This is a genomic window from Burkholderia lata (genome assembly GCF_902499335.1).
GTDB lineage: Bacteria > Pseudomonadota > Gammaproteobacteria > Burkholderiales > Burkholderiaceae > Burkholderia > Burkholderia lata_B.
This window is the reverse complement of record NZ_CABVQK010000027.1, coordinates 1-19,989: the sequence shown is the minus strand read 5'-3', so window position 1 is coordinate 19,989 and position 19,989 is coordinate 1. Positions and strand designations below refer to the sequence as shown.

The following is a 19,989-nucleotide window of genomic DNA, read 5'->3' as shown; positions in this document are numbered from 1 at the left end:
CACGGACAACGACGACAGTAGCCTGACTTCGGGCTGTAGCACACCATCCGCGGTGCTGTACCAGGGCCTCGTGAAATTTGGCCACGCGAGCGGACGGTGCAATGCGACGGCCACGAGTGCAGCCCGCGCCCGACAGATGAGAGTTGCGCTCGCACGCACCCGCATGGTCCCGAAAAACACTAATCATCTTGATGCCGAGTACGCGTGCAACATCACGGATGATATCGACGACCACCTGGGTGAGTTCCCGTGCACAATCGATTCCGACGATCACCGCGACGGTCAAAGGCGATCGCACCAGCTTCTCGCGCCTCTCGACATCGATTCCGAATCGACGGGTCAGCGCGAGCCAGCCTTTACGTCTCGCAAAGCAGAACATCGGCTCGAACGGAAGCGCACCGCTTTAGCCATCGCTCACCCCTCGGGACAAAGGAACGACGCGCTGCTCGAAACATCGATCAGCGAGCTTCTCGAAATACGGGATTCACTCGCAGCGAATCCGCGCCGCTCTATCAGAATAGACATATACACGTTCCTGATCGATCTGATTGCGGCGAATCGACGCTCGGATGTGCCTTCCGTAGACTCAGTATCGACACTGAACGATATGTTTCGCCGTATCGTCGCAGAGCGTGCATCATCCGCCACACACAGTGGAAACCGGGATTCGCCACATGAACGCGTTCAACATCTCAACGCGCTCGTGGGACTTTTGGTGCTGAATATCTGTCGACCAACGCCCCCAATGCAACGCGAGAATGCGCTTGCGCGCCTGCTCGCGTTGCGGCGCGCAGCATCAGTGAGAGGTGGCCGCGCAAATTCGGACAATCGGATAAGTGGATCGGCCGGGGCCTGAGCCAGCGATAATGCAGGCAAAGGAACCGAGGAAATGACGAAACGAACCCGACGCACGCACTCAGCGGCGTTCAAAGCGAAAGTGGCTCTGGCGGCAGTCAAGGGCGAGCGCACACTGGCCGAACTGGCGCAGCAGTTCGATGTGCATCCGAACCAGATCACGGAATGGAAACGGCAGTTGCAGGAGCGTGCGGCCGATGTGTTCGGTACGGCTGGGTCGCCGTCAACTGAGCCGCCCGTGGACGTAAAGACGCTGCATGCGAAGATCGGCCAGTTGACGCTGGAGAATGATTTTTTGTCCGGAGCGCTCGGCAAGGCCGGACTGCTGAGCGTAAAGCGATGATCGACCGTGCGCATGCGCTGCCGGTTTCGCGACAGACGAAACTCGTCGACATCGCGAGATCGAGCGCGTATTACCAATCTCAGTCGGTCAGCCAGGCCGATCAACTGCTGATGCGCCGCATCGACGAACTGCACATGGAGTTTCCATTTGCCGGGGCGCGGATGCTGGCGCGCCTGTTGCGTCGGGAAAGTCATGAAGTGGGTCGCCGCCGCGTGCGCACGCTGATGAAGCGCATGGGCGTGGAGGCGCTGTACTGCAGGCCAAACACGAGCCGGCGCAACGCGCAGCACAAGATCTGGCCGTACCTGCTGCGCGGCATGAAGATCCAGCGCGCCAACCAGGTGTTCGCGCTCGACACGACCTACATTCCGATGGCGCGGGGCTTCGTCTATCTGACGGCCGTGGTGGACTGGGCGAGCCGCAAGATTCTCGCGCATCGGGTTGCCATCACGCTGGAAGCCTCGCACGCCGTCGAGGCACTCCGTGCTGGGCCGTGGCGTGCGGCTGTCGATGGACGGCAAAGGGGCCTGGCGCGACAACGTGTTCGTCGAGCGGGTCTGGCGCAGCATCAAGTACGAAGAAGTCTATTTGAAAGCGTACGAGTCGGTCAGCCACGCCCGGCGCTCCATCGGCGAATACATCGATCTGTACAACCGGAAACGGCCCCATTCGAGCCAGAAGGATCAGACGCCGGACGAGGCATACTTCGCGACGCTGCCTGCGATCAAATCGGCAGCATGATTGCCTCGGACGTTCCACTTAAAAATCTCAGAATACTGTCCGAACGAGCAGACCCACCTCTCATCGTCGGCTGGTCGATGTCCGAGCGGATCAACGCGGATCTAGTCTGCCAAGCGTTGCGCAGCGCATGCTAGCAACGCAAACCGCCATCGGGATTGCTGCTGCATTCCGATCGCGAAGCCCAATATGCCAGTCGCGCGTACCGGAAATTGACCACCGCGTTCAAGATAAACGTCTCGATGAGCCGCCGTGCCAACGCCTGGGATAACGCCCCGATGGAGAGCTTCTTCAAGACGCTGAAGGTCGAAAGAATCTACCAGACTCACTACGAAACGCGTGCCCACGCCCACCTGGATATCGTCGATTGGATCGAGGGCTATTACAATCGGCAACGCCTGCATACCTCGATCGACTTCCTCACCCCCGTCGACTACGAGGCCAGCTTGATCGCCGCATGAGTCGCTGTACGTGAAAACGAGGCAGGGTCATGGCCTTCGTGTCCGCTCGGACACATCACGCCGAATTTCTCCACTTTTAAACCGGACTATTTCTTGGGTCAGGGTCGAAAATTCCCCTTTCCACGCAGCGGTGACCGATGGTCCAGGGGGAGGTGGATGTCAACTCCAGAGCACCGAGACGTGCCACGAAAGTCTTGCCACGCACGCGGCCTCTGCACAAATGCCGTCGATCTCGGGCCCGCTGTCTCTCGCCTATGGGTTCGCATTCCTCCAACAAGTGGCGCACCACGGCGAACAAAAAATCCGGCGCTTGACTACAGTGAATGCAAGACGCAGCGCGTCAGGAATCTTGCCTGATGTCCCAACTTCTCATTCGTCGCAAACACAATGAAATCACTGCGCGTAGTCACCGGATTTCATTCCGGTGCCCAACTCGACTTGCCGCCCGGCATCCACGTGATCGGCTCGGGATGCGATGACGACATTCGGATCACGGATTGGACGGACTCGACCGTCGAACTCATCGTTGCCGACAACGAATCTGTTCAAATCCGCAAGAACAAGCACATTGCAGGTAATGACCCGACCGTCGACATCAGCCATCGCACGACGCTCGACGACTTCGTCCCCGTGCAGTTCGACGATATCGTGATTTGCATCGGACCGGCGAATGTCAGTTGGCCCAGCGATCTGGAATTGCTGTCGGCCATGTTCGCCGCGCCAGCCGCAAAGAGTCAGCCATCCGAGCGACACCACTATCGACGATGGTCAGCGATCGTCGGCGTCACAACCTGTTGTGCGGTCCTGCTAGCTTCCTTGTCATTGTGGCCGGCTCATCCCGCCAAAGCATCCGCTCCCGTGGACGTCACGGCACGCATTCGCAGCGCAGTGGTACATGCAGACGTGCGAGGTCTCGCCGTCGAACGCATGGGCGACGATACTTCCATCACCGGCATGGTCGCGAGCTATGCGGAAGATGCACGTGTTCGCAAAGCGCTTGCCGATATCGACCCTTCACGCGTCAAGCGTCGATACAGTATCGCCGAGAACGACGTCCAGAATATTCAGGATGCACTGGGCATCGCCGGCGCCAAAGTGGCATATCGCGGCGACGGGACATTCGAGATTGGCGGAACCGTTGCAAGCCTTCAGGCACTCGAAGCCGCCGTGACGCGGGTCCGCGGCGATCTGACTACAAATGTAAAAGACATCGTCGTCCGTGCTACCGAGCCTCCAAAACCAGAAGTCCGTCAACCCATCTCTCAGTTGATCTCGGCGAACGGCGTGAGATATACGGAAACCCCCGATGGTGTAAAGCATATCTACGTTTCAGGCAGCTAACCACGATATCAGGAGCACATATGTACGAGAAACTCGAAGCCATCTCGGCCCAATTCAATGACTTGCCAAGCTATCTCGACCACTCATCGGGTTCGGTTCGCGATGATCTCCTGTGCAAAGCGCTCGATTCAACTGCGCACGAATGTCTGGCTGCGAACGCTCAGACGGATCTGGATCGCCAGAATCTCGCCAACCTTCATCACGGATTCATGGCAGCAAACCGAATCGTCCAGCACTTGCTGGAAACGGTGGCCATAGAGCGTACGTAACTCACACGCCTGGATCATCCGATACAGGCAGCCTGCCATGCATCACCCCAGCATGCCGGGCAACGAACTGACCTCGGTCATCAGGAAAGTTGACCGAATGGGAAGTGGTAGTAGTTTCTTTCACTGGAGGTTTTATGTCAATTGGTAGCGCCGGCAACGCAGCACAAATCGCGCAAATGCAGCAGATGCATCAGGAATCGATGATGATGCAAATGGCATCTGCACAAATGAACTCGGAACAATCGAAGACAGGAGCCTTTACTGCTTTCTGGAAAACTGCTTCGGAAAACATCAAGACTGCTGCAAGCAGGTAATAAACCACAAAATCAACCATTATCCAGAGTCAATCCGGAAATTTATATCGGATCGACATTCTCAATTTTCAGAAGGAGGTTCTCATGGGAGTCGCAGCAGCAGTGATTGGCATCGGCGGCCAATTGGCAGGTCAGGTTCTCGGCCAGGTCATGCAAATGGCACAGATGGACAAATTGCAAAAAATGCAGGAAAGTCAAAACAGGGCAACCACGGAGCAGCTCAAGGTAATGGGGGAAAGCATGGAAAGCAATTTTAATAAGACAATGCAGGCATTCAAACCATCGCCCTCAATCAAGGAAGCAATCGGGTAAAATAATTTCACATTAAAACCTATGGCCGCGGCGCACAAACGCCTGCGGTCATAGCCTTAATCGACTTTCTCATAAAATCTTGACCCGCGATCTCTTTGACGACCTCATTCGCGATCTATGCTCAACCGTCGGATTAGGCGATTCAGATCACGTCTTAAAAACGAAGGCAATCGAGGTCGAGGGATTTGACGTGCTATTCGATCACTTAGATTCTGATGCGAATGCAATTTATCTGAATTTTCACTTCGGAACCGTTACAGCCGGCCGCACATTAACTATCTTCCGATTAATGCTTGAAGCAAACCTGATCATCTACGCACAAGATCAGGCCCAGCTTGGCATCGATATTGATACTGGAGGCATCGTCCTGATCGTGCGTGTACCCATGACAACCGACCTCAATGGCACGATTCTCGCGGACCTGCTGTCCCACTATGCCGAACACGGGCGGTATTGGCGGCAGAATATCATCGAATCTACTGATGAAATGTTCAAAGGCATCATGACTGGAGATCATCTGTGGTTGAGGGTGTAACGTGTGGCTTGCAGCAATGCCGGCATACCCTTGGCTTGTCGTGATCGTTGAACCGAGAACTCGCACGAGTGATTTATCTTTCACCTATTCGACATGGTACAAGTAATCAAACGTTATGACTTTAATCCCCCCATTCAGGCCACCTAGACTGATCGAAACAGATACACTCTTGCTACGCCCTCTTGAATTCGGAGATGCGGAAGAGCTATTCGATTGCATCTTCAGCGATTTCGAGACCATGCGCGATCTTGCGTGGCGTATTCATACGCGTATCGAGGAGACGCGGTGCTTCATTAATTTTTCCAAAGCCGGCTGGGAAGCCGGGACATTCGTACATTGGGCGCTGAAATGCAAACAAACCCATCGCATCACGGCGCTCATCGAGTTACGTATCGAGGCACCGCGAATTGAGCTGGGCTATGTCATCTGCCGACGCGGAGCCACCCGGCGGCGGCGATCCGGCATTCTCGCGATCCGGAAACTCACGGCGTGGTTAATCAATCAGCCGGGTATCTATCGCGTGTTTGCCCATTGCTCTGTCGATGGTCGGAGTCACACCATGATGGAGCGGATGGGATTCCAGCTGGAAGGCGTGGTGAGAAATCACGAAGCTCGGCCGAATATCGGTGTTTTGGCGGGTGACAGCTATCTATACGCAATGACACGCGCCGCGCCGCCACCCATGACATCGAATGCCCCAGGCAATTTGCTCGGCGATTTGTTCCGATTCTGAACATCTCATTTCTAAACCCTTCGGGATCGAGAAATCATCACGCAGGACTAGTCATGCCAACTATCAGATGTTCATCGAATTCGCACGTAGCCGAAGCAAGCAGTTGCCGATCGTCACCGAGCGAAATGTCCAACAAAGCGAGTAAGGCCCCTTCCGTCAAGGCAACGGCCCATCCATTGCTGGATGGATTGGAATCCGCGCACATGAATACCCGATCGATAGTCGACACCGATCACGCGCCTGCATCGACTCGGAGCCGCCCGCCTCGCCTGTTGGCTCACGCAGTCGGCCCACGAGAGCTCACGCTTGAGCAACGTCCTAACGGACAAACGCCGATCACGATGAAGTATCCGCCGATCGAGCAACTGGTTTTGAGTGGCGGCGGCGCAAAAGGCGCCGCATATCCGGGCGCGATTCTCGCGCTGGAAGACGGCGGCATCATGCCGGCATCAAGAGCATATCGGGCTCCTCCGCCGGCGCAATCACAGCCGCCCTGCTCTCGGCAGGTGTCACGGGCAGTCAGTTCAGGGACTTGTCCAACCGGATGAATTTCCTCGACTTGATCCGTCAACGCGTCGGGCCGCCGCTGCTCCAGGCGATCCGCCACGTCAACGAAGACATGTTGACGGACATTTTCGTGACGATTGGCCGGCGTGCGCCGTTCGCCAGGAACATCGGCTTCAACCTGGTTCTTCTTTTCAATATGCAAACCGAAGCGCCGGAGCTTGAGAAGAGCCTAAAAGACGAGACGCGGGCCAGTATTTTTGCGGCACATTGCCGCTCAGACGGTGACGGCAGATCATCGCTCCCATATCGACGAGATACGAAGCAAACTGGAAGCAGGTGGCGACGTGACCTTTGACGATCTTCGTCGTTTGAACCAATGCATTCCGGCAATCAAAGACCTGCGGTGTACGGGAACCCTAATGGAAGCACAGCGGCCGCAGTTGATGGTGTTCGGTGCCGACACGACGCCTAACCTGAGCATTGCGCGCGCCGCCTGCATCTCCAGTGCATTCCCATTCGTTTTTGCCCAGCCGAAGAAGACCACTTCCTTCGGGACCGCACACTATCAGGACGGCGGCGTCATGCTCAACGTTCCCGCTCCCGATATATTCGAGCCGAAATCGGTCAGTCGGACGTTACCCAATCCGGAAAGTCTCATTCTGATGTTCACGCATGCTACGGAGAAAGGTTCGTCACCGGGCCAGGGCGTATTGGGTGCACTCAAGGACTCACTTGTCGGTGCACCGGTTGGTGCCCAGCATGCGCTGCAAACGAACACGCTCCGTAAGTTGAGAGACGAAGTTGTCAAGGTGCCACTGAAAAACGAACGGGGCGATTTCTCCGGAACCATGAGCGGCACCCTGAACTTCGGCATGTCGCTCGATGACAAGCTCGCATTGCAGCGCGACCTGAAGCACGAAGTAGAAAATCATCTTGCGGCCCGGCGAGCGAAGGAGATTTCGATCGAGTTCCCGTCGACGGAGGCGGCCCTGCTGGCACTGGACGAAACGGAGTTCAACGCGTTGCGAGCCGCACACCCCGATTTGACGGCCGCATCGCACGTATTTCGAACAGAAGTCCGCAATGCCATCGACCGACTGTCGATGATTCTACAGGCGTTGGATAACGTCACACCCGACAGCATCGCTAATTTGGTCAGCCCGCTTGATCAGCTTTGCCACCACAACACAAGCAGGCTGGATTATGTCGCACGTCAATTCGTCGATCCGGCGCGCCCGAAAGCGCTCGCTCTCATCGTCGACATACAGCGCCATGCCAGCGCGGATTCTCCAGTGCTCCAGACGTTGAACGACCTGAGCGAGGAGCAAGATGTTGCCAACGCCGCCCATAACGCGATTCGCGACATCATTTACCCGGCACGCTTCAAGCTGGGGCAATCCGCTCGCAATCATTCGGTCCTGAATCTGGTCGAGAACCGGCTGGCTTCGGCCTCGACGCGTGTCGAATACAACGCCGCACTGGAAACGCTGGCCCGGAACTATAAGGCCCGCCTGAGCCTGTGGTCGACACCATTGACTTCGACCACGATTGAGTTAGCGAAGGCCTATAGGATTCCGGTATAGCGACCTAGATTACGTCAACCCGAACCGCCGCAACCTGCAGGCTGCGGCAATGTGAGACCGCGACAGCCTGGCTTCGCCAACTAGTCCGGCGAGTTGTTCACGCTACTCTGCTCGACAGCGCGCCGTCGTTGTCGGCGTGTCGTGCGTCGCTGTCGACTCTACAATCCGGTATCCGCGCGCATACAACGTCTGCAGGCGGACACCAAAAGCACCATTCAAATCGAGCTTGCTGCGCAGCCTGTAAATATATTGCTCGAGCGAGCGCCCCGCGATGTCTTCCGATTTCCCCCATACCATCATGGAAATCTGCTTCCGACTGATATCCTCGTTCTTGTGCAGGAACAGGAACCAGACGATTTCCAGCTCCTTCTCGGTCAACGTGACACTCCGATTCCCTACCATGACCGATCTCGATTTTCTATCGACCCGGTATTGTCCCAACTCGATCGAACTTCTTTTGATCATCCTCTCTGACGCGGAACGTATACCCCGCAGTGCAATCACGGCTCTCGCATAAAGTTCGCCGGCGGTTGCGGGTGCAAGCACGACATCATTGGCGCCGGCCTCGAACGCGTTCACAATGCTTGACTTATCTCGCTGCACGTTCAATACGATCACCGGAACCTTCGCCCCCAATCGAGACATCAAGTAGGGGAGCAATAACTGGTTCGAATCTCCGTCTCCTCTTGCATCGACAAAAACGACGGAAAACTCAACACGCCTTATGGCCGTTGCCATTCTTAGCTGATCGTCGAATTTCGAACAAAAAATTCCGTCTCCGTCGAAACACTCGCAAATCGTATCAAACAAATATGAACTGCTTGTCAATACAGCGATGTTCATGGTGGCGGAAGTGAAAATGAAATGGATCGACACCCCGATGCGGTTGCGCAACTGCAAACGTCGGAGCCAGCACGCCGAGACTAATGCCAAGGATATTCAAGATCAATAGGACACACCGGCGCGAGAAATAGAAAATGTACGAATTCGACACCACTCGTGTTCGGTTGCGGCGATGTATTGACTCAGCGAAACTCGCACGGGTTAATCAGCCAAGGTGAACGCCACTGCCGGGGCTTTCATCTTCAGAGTCTGGTAGTCGCCGGCGATGGTCGACCCTGCTTCGATTCCACGTACAGCAAGAAGTTTGATAACTTTTTAATGTATGGAGGGAAGGACGCCTGGGTCACAACTCACGACAGGATAGTTAATCGTTGGACAAAAGATGGGGCTAAATTAATCGGGTCTATACAAACATCGAAGGCACGATTACCCAAAGAACGAAAGGACCGGTTGGGAAGTGACTGATTGAATTCGTTATTGCTTGGGGGACGGACCGCCAACCCCTATCGCATCTGGATCGGCCCAGGATTCCTAAAGCGGATCAAGTTCGTTTCACTAGGCCCGCGATTGAGGTCGTCACGGTCGGGCGTGTAGAGGGGCCCGCCCGGTCGTTCTCCTCTCGGATGCCGGTGCCCCGACGACGTCCAGCTCGAGAAAAGAAAAACGGACCTGACGGTCCGTTTTCCGATTAGTGCTCTAGCCACCACTCCGGCAACTCTGGAAATGTGCTTCGCGTCGATGTTTTAGCACGCTTGCGCAACTGGGTCTTCATCTCGGGGGGGGGACGACGACCTTCTACTTGCTGGAGCGCGCGAGACGCACCACGACGGACGGCGTCGTCGACGCCTTCGGCCTATGCTTCTTTAGGGTTTCGCTCATATCAACTCCTTTTCACGAAGATAGTCTAGCAGCTTTGTCCAGGCCGGGCTGTCCGCTGCGAGGGATGGCCGAAATACTCAGCCCTTGCCGATGCAATTCCAGAATCGTCATCACTTACTTACCAAACGCTGCTTGCACAACGCGCCGTCCTCGAGGCCGAAATCGAGAATGCCAAGGCCGCAGCACGCCAAACCGTGCTGGCTGAAGTGAAGCGCATGGTGGTGGAATTTGATCTTTCCGCCCGAGAGATTTTCGGCGACAGCAAAGCGCGCAAACACCAATCCACGCGAGCACGCTATCGAGATCCCGAATCCGGCGCAACATGGAGCGGTCGTGGCCGTCCGCCGGCCTGGATCGATGGCAAGGACCGCGCACCATTCGAGATCGCGCACCAGCCCTCCAATTCTTGAACTGGGTCTCGACACTGGATATATTTACAGTGCAACGCAACACGGCGGCCGGCTTCGACACAACCGGCCGCCGCATCACCTCGACGCCCCTATGGAAAGCTCAGAAACCGTTACGCCGCCCGGTCCGCAACCCGACCCAGTGCGCTTCGAGCACGCGCACGCGCACGCCACGGAAGACCTGCGCCGCATCGCCACGTCACTCGCGGATCGCCATCTGAAGGCAGGACTGACGCACGCCTGGAGCTGGCCCGTCCTGCTCGAAATCGAAGAGCAAACCTTTTCGGATCTCGCATTCCAGAGCCGGAATGAAGCGGCGGTCGTCGATGCCCTTCCGCGGATAGGCCCAGCGACCTTTGCGGGTGTCGATCTGAGCGGCCTGATCGACTGGACGTTGGCGGACTCATCACTTCCGATCGTCTATCTCAGCGTTCGGGAACGGTTGTCGGCGGTCGATCTCGCCAACCGAGCCAAAGCAGCGGCATGAGCGGTCGGTCGGCACATTGCTTGGCGGGCGGAAAACCGGCTGGAGCGCAGGTTGTGCGCGCGAGCGATAACCGAGTGACGGGACCGGGTCACCCCTCCCGTCTGCTGGCAAAGGACGCGAATCGTAGATTCGCGTTATGCTTGAAGTAGGCAATATTCAGTATATAAGATCGAATGGACGATCCGACTCTCTGGCTGTCGGCACCAACCGAGGCCTATCAGCAGTGGCAGCGCACCGAAGCCGCCGGCGCCGATCGGCGCGCGTTCTCGCCCCGGTCGATCGTCCAACACGAAGCCATGTTCGAGCGCTTCATGCGCCACCTCGCGGCCGCGCAGCGGTCGCTGGCCACCTTCGGCCCAGATCACCTCGAATCGTTCTTAGCCGACGTGGACCGCCGGTGCAAACCAGGCACCACGACGCGGCTTCGCTACCAGAAGCTCCTCGACCGGCTCGGCCGACACCTCGTCGACGTCGGCGTGCGCAAGACCAATCCCGCGGCCGCCTATACGCTGACGCAGACGTGGCCGGAGGATGAGCCCGTCCCGGTGTACTTGCCGGAAGCTGACGATCGCCGGCTGCAGGACTCGGTTGCCGCGCTCGACGGCCTCGACGAGCGTGCGGTCCGCAATCGCGCAATCGTCGCGCTGCTGCTTTCGACGGGCATCACCGCCCAGGAAATTCGACAGGCGGCGATCGGCGACCTCGACCTTTCGCCGGCGCGGCCGCACATCCTGATCCCCAAGCGAGGCCCGCGCGAGGCGCGTCGCATCAACCTTGAAGACTTCGCACGGCCGGTTCTTGAGAGATGGATGAGCCACACAGCAGCGGCCGCCAGTGCGCTGCTGTTTCCGTCGCCCCGGGCCGGCGGCCCGATGACGGACGAGATGCTCGGCCGGATCGTGCGCGACGAACTGCTCGCGGTCGACATCCGCGTGCCCGACATGAGCCCGCGCACCCTTCGCAACACCTTCGCACGCCGCCTCCTGCTCGCTGGCCGGAGCAACGATGACGTCATGGACGCGCTGGGCCTCACAAGCCAACGGACCGTGATCCGAATTCGCGCCACCCTCCAACCCGCTCCGCAAGCCAACGGCGCAACTTGACTTCTTGGCCACGTCGATAGCCTGAATAAGCCAGCACTTTCGCTGGCTTCTTTGTTATCGGAGGGTTCCTATGGACTACATAACGCGCTACACAGACCTCATTTATTTCGCGAGCGGCGATTTCGTGATCTGTCGATACAGGCTCATTGCCCGCCGTTCCGAGGCCAAACAAATCGTCGTTCAGATCGATAATCACAAGGGCTCGCAGGGCATCTTGAGAGCAGATCACCAAGCGCGTGACGCTGTCCTCAATCGAATCGCCGATCGGGAGCTGGCTGGAATCCCGTTCGCAATGCTCTGCGTCGCGCTGACCGAGAACGACACGCACCAGGTCGTGTTAGGCGAACCGGACCTCGAAGACTACATCCATCGTGGCCACCCGTTTCAGCAAACCCCTGAGCGCGCTACGCGCGGCCGCCTTATCGAGCGCATCTCGATCGACTCTCGAAACCTCGTAATCGGCCGCGCACGAATTCTGACGGCGCACTCCACACCGACGTCGCCAGACGCTGACCTCGCGGCGCTGCTGAACGGCCCCGATACCAGCACGGCATAGGGAGCCTTGTCGGTATACCACTGCGACACCTCGTGGACGCGTCGCCACTTCGATCGAACGCACACGGCGGACCCGACCAACATCGGGTTGGTGTCCGTCGATATTTATTTCGAAAGGGGGGGTGAAACATTTGGGGGCATTGCCGTATAGGTTCATTGAGAGGGCGCACTTCGTGCCCGATACCTGGCGAGGAACCACATAATGAAGTCCATACTTGACCTAATACGCGCGGCGATTGAAGCAATGGTGTTCATCAGCAGTCAATCATCGGCCCGTCCAAGCCACCGGAAAATGACCACCGCAATGGTGTTGGCCTGCGTGTATCACATTTGCTCGATCATCCACGCCTACACACTCGCGATGTAGGCCCTGAGCCGAGGGCAGCTGACGAAAAAAAAAGCCCGACACGTGCCGGGCTTCTTGCAATATTGCTTTTCGTCAAGCGGCCGGCGAAAACAGGTCCACCGGCGCCAGGTTCAGCATCGTACGGTGCTCGGAGTCCGAGATCGCATTGTCGACGAGAAATCGGTCCAGCTCCACCGGCGTCAGGTTGTGTCGCTCGGCGAGGTGCGAGAAATATTGCCCACGCTTCGCCATCTCCTGATACCGGCCGGCCATACCGGTCGGCAGCCGCACGATCCCTTCGTTCAACCAGAAACGGGCCGACTCCATCCCCGAATGAAGCTGCGCCTTCACCGACCAGCCAGCATCGAAGCTGCAGGTCACGAATGCACACGCGGCCTCGGTGTCCACCTCGAACTGGTCGCTCTCTTCGAAATAGACGATCTGCTCGCCAGACTTCGTTCGCGCATACCGGCTCGGCCGCCCCGAATGGGTATAGCGATTCCACTGCTCCGCGGCATAGTCGCGAAGCCCATCCGTGGGTACCTCCGCATCGTACGCGCCAACAAAGAACCAACCGTGGTGCGGGATGTCGATCTTCGGCAGCGGGTCAAGGACTGGGACATGGTACCGCCGCCCGAGCCGATGCACGTCGAACCAGACCGAAAGCGCTGGAAAGGCGTGCGGCGCATAGTGGTGCATCGAGAGGTAGAAGTCGATCGCCACCAGCTGCGCCGGCGTGACCATTTCGAACTGTACGTCACAAAGCGCCCGGTTCTCCGGCGTGTCAGGGATCTCGCCCGCAGCCAACGCTCCCTCATGCCGCTCGGCCCGTTCGACTTCAAGCACGTCGAGCGTGAGCAGGTACTGCAGCAGTCGGACGCGTTCCATATACGACAGGACGTCCGGCTTTACCGCCAGGTACCCGGCATCGCTCAGCTTTCGACCAACGAGCTCGCGACGACGGAGATCCCACTGCACCGCGACCAGGTAGTTCCGGAAGCGATTCAGGCCCTCCAGATGCTGGTGATCAACTTCCTTCACCATTGACTCCATCGAGCGATCGCGTTCGCCAGTCACGCAACAAAATGCGCAACCAAACCGGCTCCCGCACGGCGACCGCGCACCGCCCTCGCCGAGGATCACGCCGCACGTTCCCTCGTTTCCGGCGCGGTACAGCTCCGACAGGCGCCGTACCGACTCGCCGGACACCGGCGACGGGAAAGGTCTGTCGGCATCCTCCGCGAAGAGCGCTAGCATCGACCACACGCAGTCGGTCGACCATTCCGCGATCGGCGAGAGCGTCAGATAACCGTCCGCGTTACGAACGGGCTTCAGTGCGCTCTCACAGCGACTGGCCATCGCTACCGACCGACTGCCGCTTTCGCTGAACCGATTGCCAAGCACGGTGACCACTTCGCGACCGCCTCCGGCGGCCGCCGATCGCTCGAGCGAGACACGCATTCGGTTTTGCGGGTCGACCTTCCAATCAGCGGCGCACGCACGTATTCGCTTCCCGTTTTTCACCCCGTTCTCCGGAGTGCGGGGAAGCGTGCCACGGCCGATCGTCGCGACGACAAACTGCGACGACAGGGACGGCTTCGCGACGTGCACCGATATAGGCGCACCAGCGGCCGCATAGGCATCCCGGATCTCGTCAAGCATCGCCTGCAAGTGCCAGTGCATGCTTGGATTTTCGATCGTCGTGTCCGCACTCGTCACGAAATGCTCGCGCGACACCTCGGCGCCGGCGCGTCGCACCGCCTCCAGCATGAGAATCGCCGTACAGGTCGAGTCCTTGCCGCCGCTCAACGCATTCGAAAGTGTGTACCCCTGCCGAATCAGCCCGACGAGCGCCTCGATAGCGGATTCCATCTTCAACAGAATTTCAGAAAACATGTGCTGCTCCAGAAGGGCAGGAGCAGCCCCACACGGGAGCTGTTCCCGCGTGGGTTAAGAGAAGAAACAATTAGGGCGCGCGATACACTTCGCCGCGCGCCGACACCGCCTCCCAGTTCTTCAGGTACGCATCTGCGACGCGTGTATCGCCCCGCACCACAACAACGTTCTCGGCGTTGTACCGCGCCGCCTGCTGCGAGTAGTTATAGCTTCCGGTCTCAACCGTAGCGCCGTCGACGACGACGTACTTCGAGTGCTGAGCCGGAAAGACGCTCACGACGCGAACCGGAATACCCGCGTATGCGAGCGAGCCCAGAGCAGCGCGAGCGCGGCCACTACGGTCCTCGTCGAAGTTGCTGCGCGCGTCTACAGTGACGGCAACGTCAATGCCGCGACGCTTCGCGGTGATGAGCGCGCGCGTTACTGCGGGGGCGGTGAACGAGTAGGCCAGCACTCGAATCGACTGACGGGCAGACCCAATGGTCCGAAGCACGAGACTCTCCGCCCCGCCGTCCGGCGAAAACGCAACTTCGATCTGCGGCACGGGTTGCGCGTGCGCACGCCCGGTAAGGGCGATCAATACACAACAGCACAACCACGCCACCAGAACCGCCCAACCGACCTGCTTCTTCATGATGATCTCCATATGTAAAGGAACGGCCTCGCTCACATTCCGTGGGCGTGACCTTCAGATGCGTCATCGACGCGAACTGGCGAGTGAGCTAGCGGCTCGCCAGTGCTTTCGCCACATCACGTGCGGTTACGGTCAGGAGCCAGCGATCGCACTCCTTCCGCGGCCACTTGGTGTACTCGGCAAATCCTTCCTTCTGCGGGACAGTCGAACTGGCGACTGCGACGAGAAAGCCGAAGCGATCGACGGGACTCCGCAGAAGCGCGCTGCTGCATTGAAGCGCAGTCCGGATCGCCGAAATTCCCACGTACGCGGGCATGTCAATCACCGACAGCGAATGCAGCGCAACATCGCGCACCGACGTGTTACTCGCCCCGTCGGAAGCAATGGCAAGGGTGGCCAAACGCGCTCGAACTGACATCGCGTGGAACGAATCTCGAGCACCTTCCGGCAAGACCTCCGACGCGAGATGCGCCAGATCAATATTCAAAAGTGGCATTCAGGGGTCTCAAAAAAAAGCGGCCCCGCTCTCTTTCGAGAATGGGGCCGACGTTCAAGGGTTCAGATACAGGGCTTCGGTTGCCCTGCCGGAAAGGTGTGGACTTGGCCATCCTTGCAGATGACCGCGTCCGTTCTCACAACCTGCCGCCTTTCGACGGCGGCCTGCGCGACCACTGCGTAGCGGTAAGCAGATGCCGGCGGCTGGCCGCCGCCATGAAACGCAATCAACAGCATCACCAGATTCGTCATATCGTTCATCGAGCGCTCCTCCCTCGACGGTTCAGGATGCGACGACGGCCGTAGCCGCCACCGTTACCCAGCGCCCATTGACGAGCACGTCACGCAGGCGCGAGCCGTTCAGCTCGTAGACATGCTCCGTGCCCACCGGACTCATTGCGTCGCCGATGATGCTGCCGACATCGAAGTTCGGGATCGGCGCGATAGGGTTCGCGGCGTTCTTCGCGGCGAACACATTGGCCGACGCTGCGATCGACGCGAGCGCGACCCAGGTCAGAAAGAAGCGTGGTCGTTTCATGCGCCGGTTTTTTGCAGAGTGAAGAACGGGTAATAGAGGCCATACGGGTTCGTGCCCAGCACGTCTTCCGCCGTCGGGGGAATGATCTGGTAGCGAACCGTCAAGGCGAAGCGGATGTCTGCTGACTTGTCGCCCGGCGATTGCCGCGTCGAGGTCGTGAACTCGACGACCGCCGTCGAGTCGTCAAGCAGTGACACATTTGTGACCTTAGGCTCGCGGACCAGCTTCGGGTTGGTGGTGATCTGGTCGAATGGCTTGTCGTCGCTGATCCACGCCGCGAATTGGTTTTTCGCGTTGCCCACCATCTTGGCCTTGACCGAGTTGATGTTCTTGGCGAGCCGGGAGGTGCGGATGTCATCGGTCAGGACGGGTTCGATCGTGAACCAGTGTTCAACGTCCTCTTTGATCGCGGTGCGCTTCGCCTGATCATCCGGGTTGTAGGCGGCAAGTTGCTTGACCAGCGGGTTACCGCCGGCGTCCGATGAAACACCATAGGCCTTCACCACCGAGGGTGCCGGCTGCCGGGTGTACACCGCACCACCGGCGACGATCGCGAGGATGAAGCAGAAGGTCTTCCAGTGATTGGCTTCGACGCGCAGACGCGTCCCCTGATCGAAGATGATCTTTTCGGGATCGTCGTTCGAGTAGTGGCCGGGCGCCGGCGACAGGGCGACCTGCTTCTTGTTGCGGGGGAAGAGTCTGGAAAATCGCATCACGGAGTTCCAATTGGGACGGATCAATTGGAACAGCCGAGGTGACAACGACACGTGGGAAAAGAGCCGTCATTTCGGGGCCCTTTTCGCGACACTAGGAGATGCAGACCATCGGTGCCATTGCGCTCAACCGGTTGAGAGGGGTACGGCAAAAAGCCCTATGAAAATCGTGAGCTTTTCGGTCTTGCGTTTACAACCAGATCGCTAGAATCGGTGCGTCGTTGTTGCACGCGTTGCACGCAACGCTATGCGTGTGACGGGACAACGGTCGCTCGCAAATCATTGTTTTCGCACGATTCTTGAACCGGTCCTCGTTCGACGGATACCGATGCCCCCCTCAACCGGTTGAGCGGCATTTTTCAAAGACAGCAACAATTGACGATCACCGATCGTCGGCTCCCATGACCTCTTCAAATTCGTGTAATAGTTCGGCCGTTGAGAAAGCAGACATCCCTCGGCACCGCTGGGCCGCGGTCGAACGACATGAGGTTCTCCGCCGGGCTGGCTCTCCGCCCGTTGTGTTGGGCGAGTTTTATCGGCAGCAGTTAGATCGGCAGGTTTGGCCGAGTCAAGCAAAGCTTGCCGCAGACCTCAACGTGTCAAAGGCCATCGTCACACGGTCGATCCAAGCATCTATGCTACCGCCCGAAGTGATCGCCTCGTTCGGGGGACCATGTCATGTCTCATATCGGACTGCAGAAATCGCTACGAAATTGATCCGGGAGGTTGGCAAGGACCTTATTGCGCGAAGAGCGCTAACAGTGCCGGCCAACACGGCACTATCGAAAGTGATATCGATACTGTCTACGGGCGTAGTCCAAGCCGAGGATGGTATGGAACTTCGATTGTCGTTAGGAGCGAGCGGCAGACATCTTAGGATCGACACGCCTCATATCGACCTCGTGGTTCCCCATCTTTCCTTGCTGCAAGATCTGCCGAACGCTCTCCTTCCGTCGGTCCTTCCGCGCAGACGCTAACGGTGTTCGGCAAAAGGGGTGACAAATTCCGACCCGGAAGGAGTGGCCAGAGGATCGGTGACATTTTCCGACCCAGGGCATTCGGCAGACAGATGGCACGAAATGGGACTTCCAGCGCTAAGGTGACGGTTTCCGACCCAAGACATCTGGATGGGTGACATTTTCCGACCCGCTGAGACGCGCCTCAAAGGTGACGAATTCCGACCCAATGACTCCAAGGAGAATGGTGACAAATTCCGACCCGCCGATTAACAGCCTCAAAAGTGACGTTTTCCGACCCGCTGCGCCATTCTAAAAAGTGACACGATCCGACCTGCACGCGGAACTGATGATGACAAATTCCGACCCGTTTAGTGTTTCGAGAAGTGACATATTCCGACCTCAAGCCGAAGCCTGCTCCTCTCTCGCACGCTAGCATTCACACTAACAGTGACGTTTTCCGACCCAAGGCCTCGTTCGTTTTATGACCTTTCCCGACCCGCCGCGTCGGTTTCTCCTGCGATGAACTGCCCGGGATCATAGGACTGTCAGTGGCAACTTGCGCCAAAGGTGACGTTTTCCGACCCTACAGTTCGATCCGTCGTTGACGCAGGGGCCTTCTGGGTCAAAGGTGAGTGAGTACTTAGTATCTATTGGCCCGTGAGGTCGGAAAGCGTCACCTTTTGTGCTGGGAAACCCGTCTTTGCGACCAATCGGGAATGGATCGGAGGCCCTACAAGCGTCTTGAGGTCGGAAAATGTCACTTTTCAGCCTTGAGGTGTGCGCTGGAAGTGGGTGTGGGGGTAGATTTTGTTGTATCAAAGCAACTTTCTAACGGTGCTCTTTGTAAGAGAGTTTGTAGAACCGTTTGTAAAACCTTTTGTAAACGCTGTGCCCAGCCCCGCACAGGCTTGTCAGTTAAGGCTTTGCGAGACGTCACAGTCGAGAAACTGTGACGTTTTCCGACCTGGGGGTGACGTAATCCGACCCTAAGTAGACACAAAGCGGGCCGGCGGTGACAAATTTCGACCGTTATCCACAACGGTGACTTGCACCCTGAGCATGTCACCTTATAATTGTGACACTTCCCGCTGAAGGTCACCTTTGTGAACAAAAAGGCAAAAAACCAGCCCGAGCCCGCTCAGGTCGAGATCGTTGAGATCGAACCTCTCCAGATCGAGCCGTTGGACGAACCCCCTCTGGACGGTGATGGCCGAGTGCGGGGCACTGTCGCCATGAGCCGAGCGTTGGTCAATGCCCAACAAGGTCTTACCCTCAACGAGAAGCGAGTCATGATGGCGGCGCTGCGATGCATAGACAGCAAGAAGTCACCGTACTTGCATGGTAAGGGTAACGGCTATGTGAGTGTTCGGGTTCGAGCCGACGAGTTCGCCGCCCTTGCAGCACTTGCTCCGCGGTCTGGCGAGAAGCAGGCAACTGCTGCGTATGAGGGGCTGAAGGAAGGCTGTGCGAGTCTTCAAAAGCGCCAGTTGACGTATATGGATGGCCCGAGGAAGGTGGTACTGAATTGGGTGTGGAAGGCGGTCTACCACGAACGAGAAGGATGGGCAGAAGTTTCCTTCTCTCCGGATTTAACGCCCCATATCTTCATGTTGCAGCGGCGTTTCGTCTCGTATCAGCTTGAGTTTGCCCGGGGGCTACAGTCACTCTACTCATGGCGGCTCCTCGAACTGTTGATGCGGGAGCGGGATCGGGGCCGACTCCTGATCACATTGGAAGATTTCCGGCGCGTGCTTGAAATTCCGGCGACGTACCGCTTTGCCGACATCAAGCGTCGGGTGATTGAAACCGCTGTGAACGAGTTGAACGCAAAGGCGGATCTTGTAATTTCTTGGACGCCGGTGAAACTCGGGCGAGCTGTGAATTCGCTCGATTTCAAGTTTATCCAGAATCCGCAAAGCCGGCTGGCGCTGGACGGCGACTTGCCCTTTGAGGAATCAAGTGCAGCGGCAACTGCAGGAGGCTGACGCGCGACGGTCTCAGAGTAGTTCCGTCGCGCTGCATTGCTTGTAGTACGGCATGGGATTGACGCCACCCAAGCCGTGATGCCGAACCTGTCCGGATTTTTGTGGGCGAGGCGGTTGAACAGCGCGTTATCCGCGCGCCTGCATAAATCGGTCGCCGA

Annotated in this window: 21 protein-coding genes and 2 pseudogenes; 15 read left to right on the top strand and 8 right to left on the bottom strand. The window is 57.9% G+C overall.

The features are described from left to right. Positions 1-136: 136 nt before the first annotated feature. The 9 genes and pseudogenes from BCO18175_RS39495 (at position 137) to BCO18175_RS39455 (ending at position 5,901) form a co-directional block, all read left to right on the top strand. The gene (locus tag BCO18175_RS39495; RefSeq protein ID WP_174989114.1) at positions 137-856 is read left to right on the top strand and encodes a hypothetical protein; all 720 of its coding nucleotides are present in this window, start codon (positions 137-139) and stop codon (positions 854-856) included. 33 nt (positions 857-889) lie between these two features. Then, positions 890-1,939: pseudogene (locus BCO18175_RS39490) on the top strand (IS3 family transposase). A 62-nt stretch (positions 1,940-2,001) separates the two neighbouring features. After that, a pseudogene (locus tag BCO18175_RS39485) lies at positions 2,002-2,397 on the top strand (IS3 family transposase); the annotation flags it as partial. 387 nt (positions 2,398-2,784) lie between these two features. Beyond that, on the top strand, positions 2,785-3,738 hold the full coding sequence (locus BCO18175_RS39480) for a hypothetical protein (protein ID WP_174989112.1): 954 nt from the start codon (positions 2,785-2,787) through the stop codon (positions 3,736-3,738). Between the two features lie 20 nt (positions 3,739-3,758). Beyond that, positions 3,759-4,007, top strand: a complete 249-nt coding sequence (locus tag BCO18175_RS39475) for a type III secretion protein (RefSeq protein ID WP_174989110.1) — start codon at positions 3,759-3,761, stop codon at positions 4,005-4,007. 89 nt (positions 4,008-4,096) lie between these two features. Next, the gene (locus BCO18175_RS39470) at positions 4,097-4,321 is read left to right on the top strand and encodes a hypothetical protein (RefSeq protein ID WP_174989108.1); all 225 of its coding nucleotides are present in this window, start codon (positions 4,097-4,099) and stop codon (positions 4,319-4,321) included. Positions 4,322-4,405: 84 nt separating this feature from the next. Further along, positions 4,406-4,633: a hypothetical protein gene (locus tag BCO18175_RS39465; RefSeq protein ID WP_174989106.1), complete on the top strand. Its 228-nt coding sequence runs from the start codon at positions 4,406-4,408 to the stop codon at positions 4,631-4,633. Between the two features lie 79 nt (positions 4,634-4,712). Further along, a complete protein-coding gene (locus tag BCO18175_RS39460) occupies positions 4,713-5,168 on the top strand; it encodes a CesT family type III secretion system chaperone (RefSeq protein ID WP_174989104.1) in 456 nt (151 codons plus the stop codon). A gap of 169 nt (positions 5,169-5,337) precedes the next feature. After that, the gene (locus BCO18175_RS39455) at positions 5,338-5,901 is read left to right on the top strand and encodes a GNAT family N-acetyltransferase (protein ID WP_254608244.1); all 564 of its coding nucleotides are present in this window, start codon (positions 5,338-5,340) and stop codon (positions 5,899-5,901) included. Between the two features lie 277 nt (positions 5,902-6,178). Here BCO18175_RS39455 and BCO18175_RS39450 read toward each other — a convergent pair whose 3' ends face one another. Beyond that, complete coding sequence (locus BCO18175_RS39450) at positions 6,179-6,610, bottom strand: hypothetical protein (RefSeq protein ID WP_174989100.1); 432 nt, start codon at positions 6,608-6,610, stop codon at positions 6,179-6,181. A 79-nt stretch (positions 6,611-6,689) separates the two neighbouring features. Between BCO18175_RS39450 and BCO18175_RS39445 the strand changes: the two genes are divergently transcribed. After that, on the top strand, positions 6,690-7,991 hold the full coding sequence (locus BCO18175_RS39445) for a patatin-like phospholipase family protein (protein WP_174989098.1): 1,302 nt from the start codon (positions 6,690-6,692) through the stop codon (positions 7,989-7,991). 102 nt (positions 7,992-8,093) lie between these two features. On the opposite strand, the gene BCO18175_RS39440 is transcribed toward BCO18175_RS39445, so the two are convergent. Continuing rightward, positions 8,094-8,885 carry a response regulator transcription factor gene (locus tag BCO18175_RS39440; RefSeq protein ID WP_174989097.1) on the bottom strand — a complete coding sequence of 264 codons (792 nt, stop codon included), beginning with the start codon at positions 8,883-8,885 and terminating at the stop codon, positions 8,094-8,096. A 923-nt stretch (positions 8,886-9,808) separates the two neighbouring features. Here BCO18175_RS39440 and BCO18175_RS39435 point away from each other — a divergent pair. The 4 genes from BCO18175_RS39435 to BCO18175_RS39420 all read left to right on the top strand — a co-directional run bounded on the left by BCO18175_RS39435 (position 9,809) and on the right by BCO18175_RS39420 (position 12,266). Further along, positions 9,809-10,123, top strand: a complete 315-nt coding sequence (locus BCO18175_RS39435) for an H-NS histone family protein (RefSeq protein ID WP_174989172.1) — start codon at positions 9,809-9,811, stop codon at positions 10,121-10,123. Between the two features lie 91 nt (positions 10,124-10,214). After that, positions 10,215-10,607, top strand: coding sequence for a DUF2471 family protein (locus BCO18175_RS39430; protein ID WP_174989095.1), 393 nt, complete (start codon positions 10,215-10,217; stop codon positions 10,605-10,607). 173 nt (positions 10,608-10,780) lie between these two features. Further along, positions 10,781-11,710 carry a tyrosine-type recombinase/integrase gene (locus BCO18175_RS39425; RefSeq protein ID WP_174989093.1) on the top strand — a complete coding sequence of 310 codons (930 nt, stop codon included), beginning with the start codon at positions 10,781-10,783 and terminating at the stop codon, positions 11,708-11,710. Between the two features lie 70 nt (positions 11,711-11,780). Next, positions 11,781-12,266: a hypothetical protein gene (locus BCO18175_RS39420; protein ID WP_174989091.1), complete on the top strand. Its 486-nt coding sequence runs from the start codon at positions 11,781-11,783 to the stop codon at positions 12,264-12,266. 438 nt (positions 12,267-12,704) lie between these two features. Here the strand turns inward: BCO18175_RS39420 and BCO18175_RS39415 are convergent, their stop codons facing one another. The 6 genes from BCO18175_RS39415 to BCO18175_RS39390 all read right to left on the bottom strand — a co-directional run bounded on the left by BCO18175_RS39415 (position 12,705) and on the right by BCO18175_RS39390 (position 16,887). Beyond that, on the bottom strand, positions 12,705-14,507 hold the full coding sequence (locus tag BCO18175_RS39415) for a phosphoadenosine phosphosulfate reductase domain-containing protein (RefSeq protein WP_174989089.1): 1,803 nt from the start codon (positions 14,505-14,507) through the stop codon (positions 12,705-12,707). A 70-nt stretch (positions 14,508-14,577) separates the two neighbouring features. Next, entirely contained in the window at positions 14,578-15,141 is a 564-nt protein-coding gene (locus BCO18175_RS39410; RefSeq protein ID WP_174989087.1) for a phospholipase D family protein, read from the bottom strand. Positions 15,142-15,229: 88 nt separating this feature from the next. Beyond that, positions 15,230-15,637: a hypothetical protein gene (locus BCO18175_RS39405; RefSeq protein ID WP_174989085.1), complete on the bottom strand. Its 408-nt coding sequence runs from the start codon at positions 15,635-15,637 to the stop codon at positions 15,230-15,232. Positions 15,638-15,699: 62 nt separating this feature from the next. Beyond that, positions 15,700-15,897: a hypothetical protein gene (locus BCO18175_RS39400; RefSeq protein ID WP_174989084.1), complete on the bottom strand. Its 198-nt coding sequence runs from the start codon at positions 15,895-15,897 to the stop codon at positions 15,700-15,702. Between the two features lie 22 nt (positions 15,898-15,919). Next, a complete protein-coding gene (locus tag BCO18175_RS40760) occupies positions 15,920-16,174 on the bottom strand; it encodes a hypothetical protein (RefSeq protein ID WP_254608243.1) in 255 nt (84 codons plus the stop codon). Then, positions 16,171-16,887, bottom strand: coding sequence for a type IV secretion system protein (locus BCO18175_RS39390; RefSeq protein WP_174989082.1), 717 nt, complete (start codon positions 16,885-16,887; stop codon positions 16,171-16,173). The genes BCO18175_RS40760 and BCO18175_RS39390 overlap by 4 nt, the downstream gene beginning before the upstream one ends. 2,062 nt (positions 16,888-18,949) lie before the next feature. On the opposite strand from BCO18175_RS39390, the gene BCO18175_RS39385 reads away from it, so the two are divergent. Then, the gene (locus BCO18175_RS39385; protein ID WP_174989080.1) at positions 18,950-19,831 is read left to right on the top strand and encodes a replication initiation protein; all 882 of its coding nucleotides are present in this window, start codon (positions 18,950-18,952) and stop codon (positions 19,829-19,831) included. The last annotated feature ends 158 nt before the right edge of the window (positions 19,832-19,989 follow it).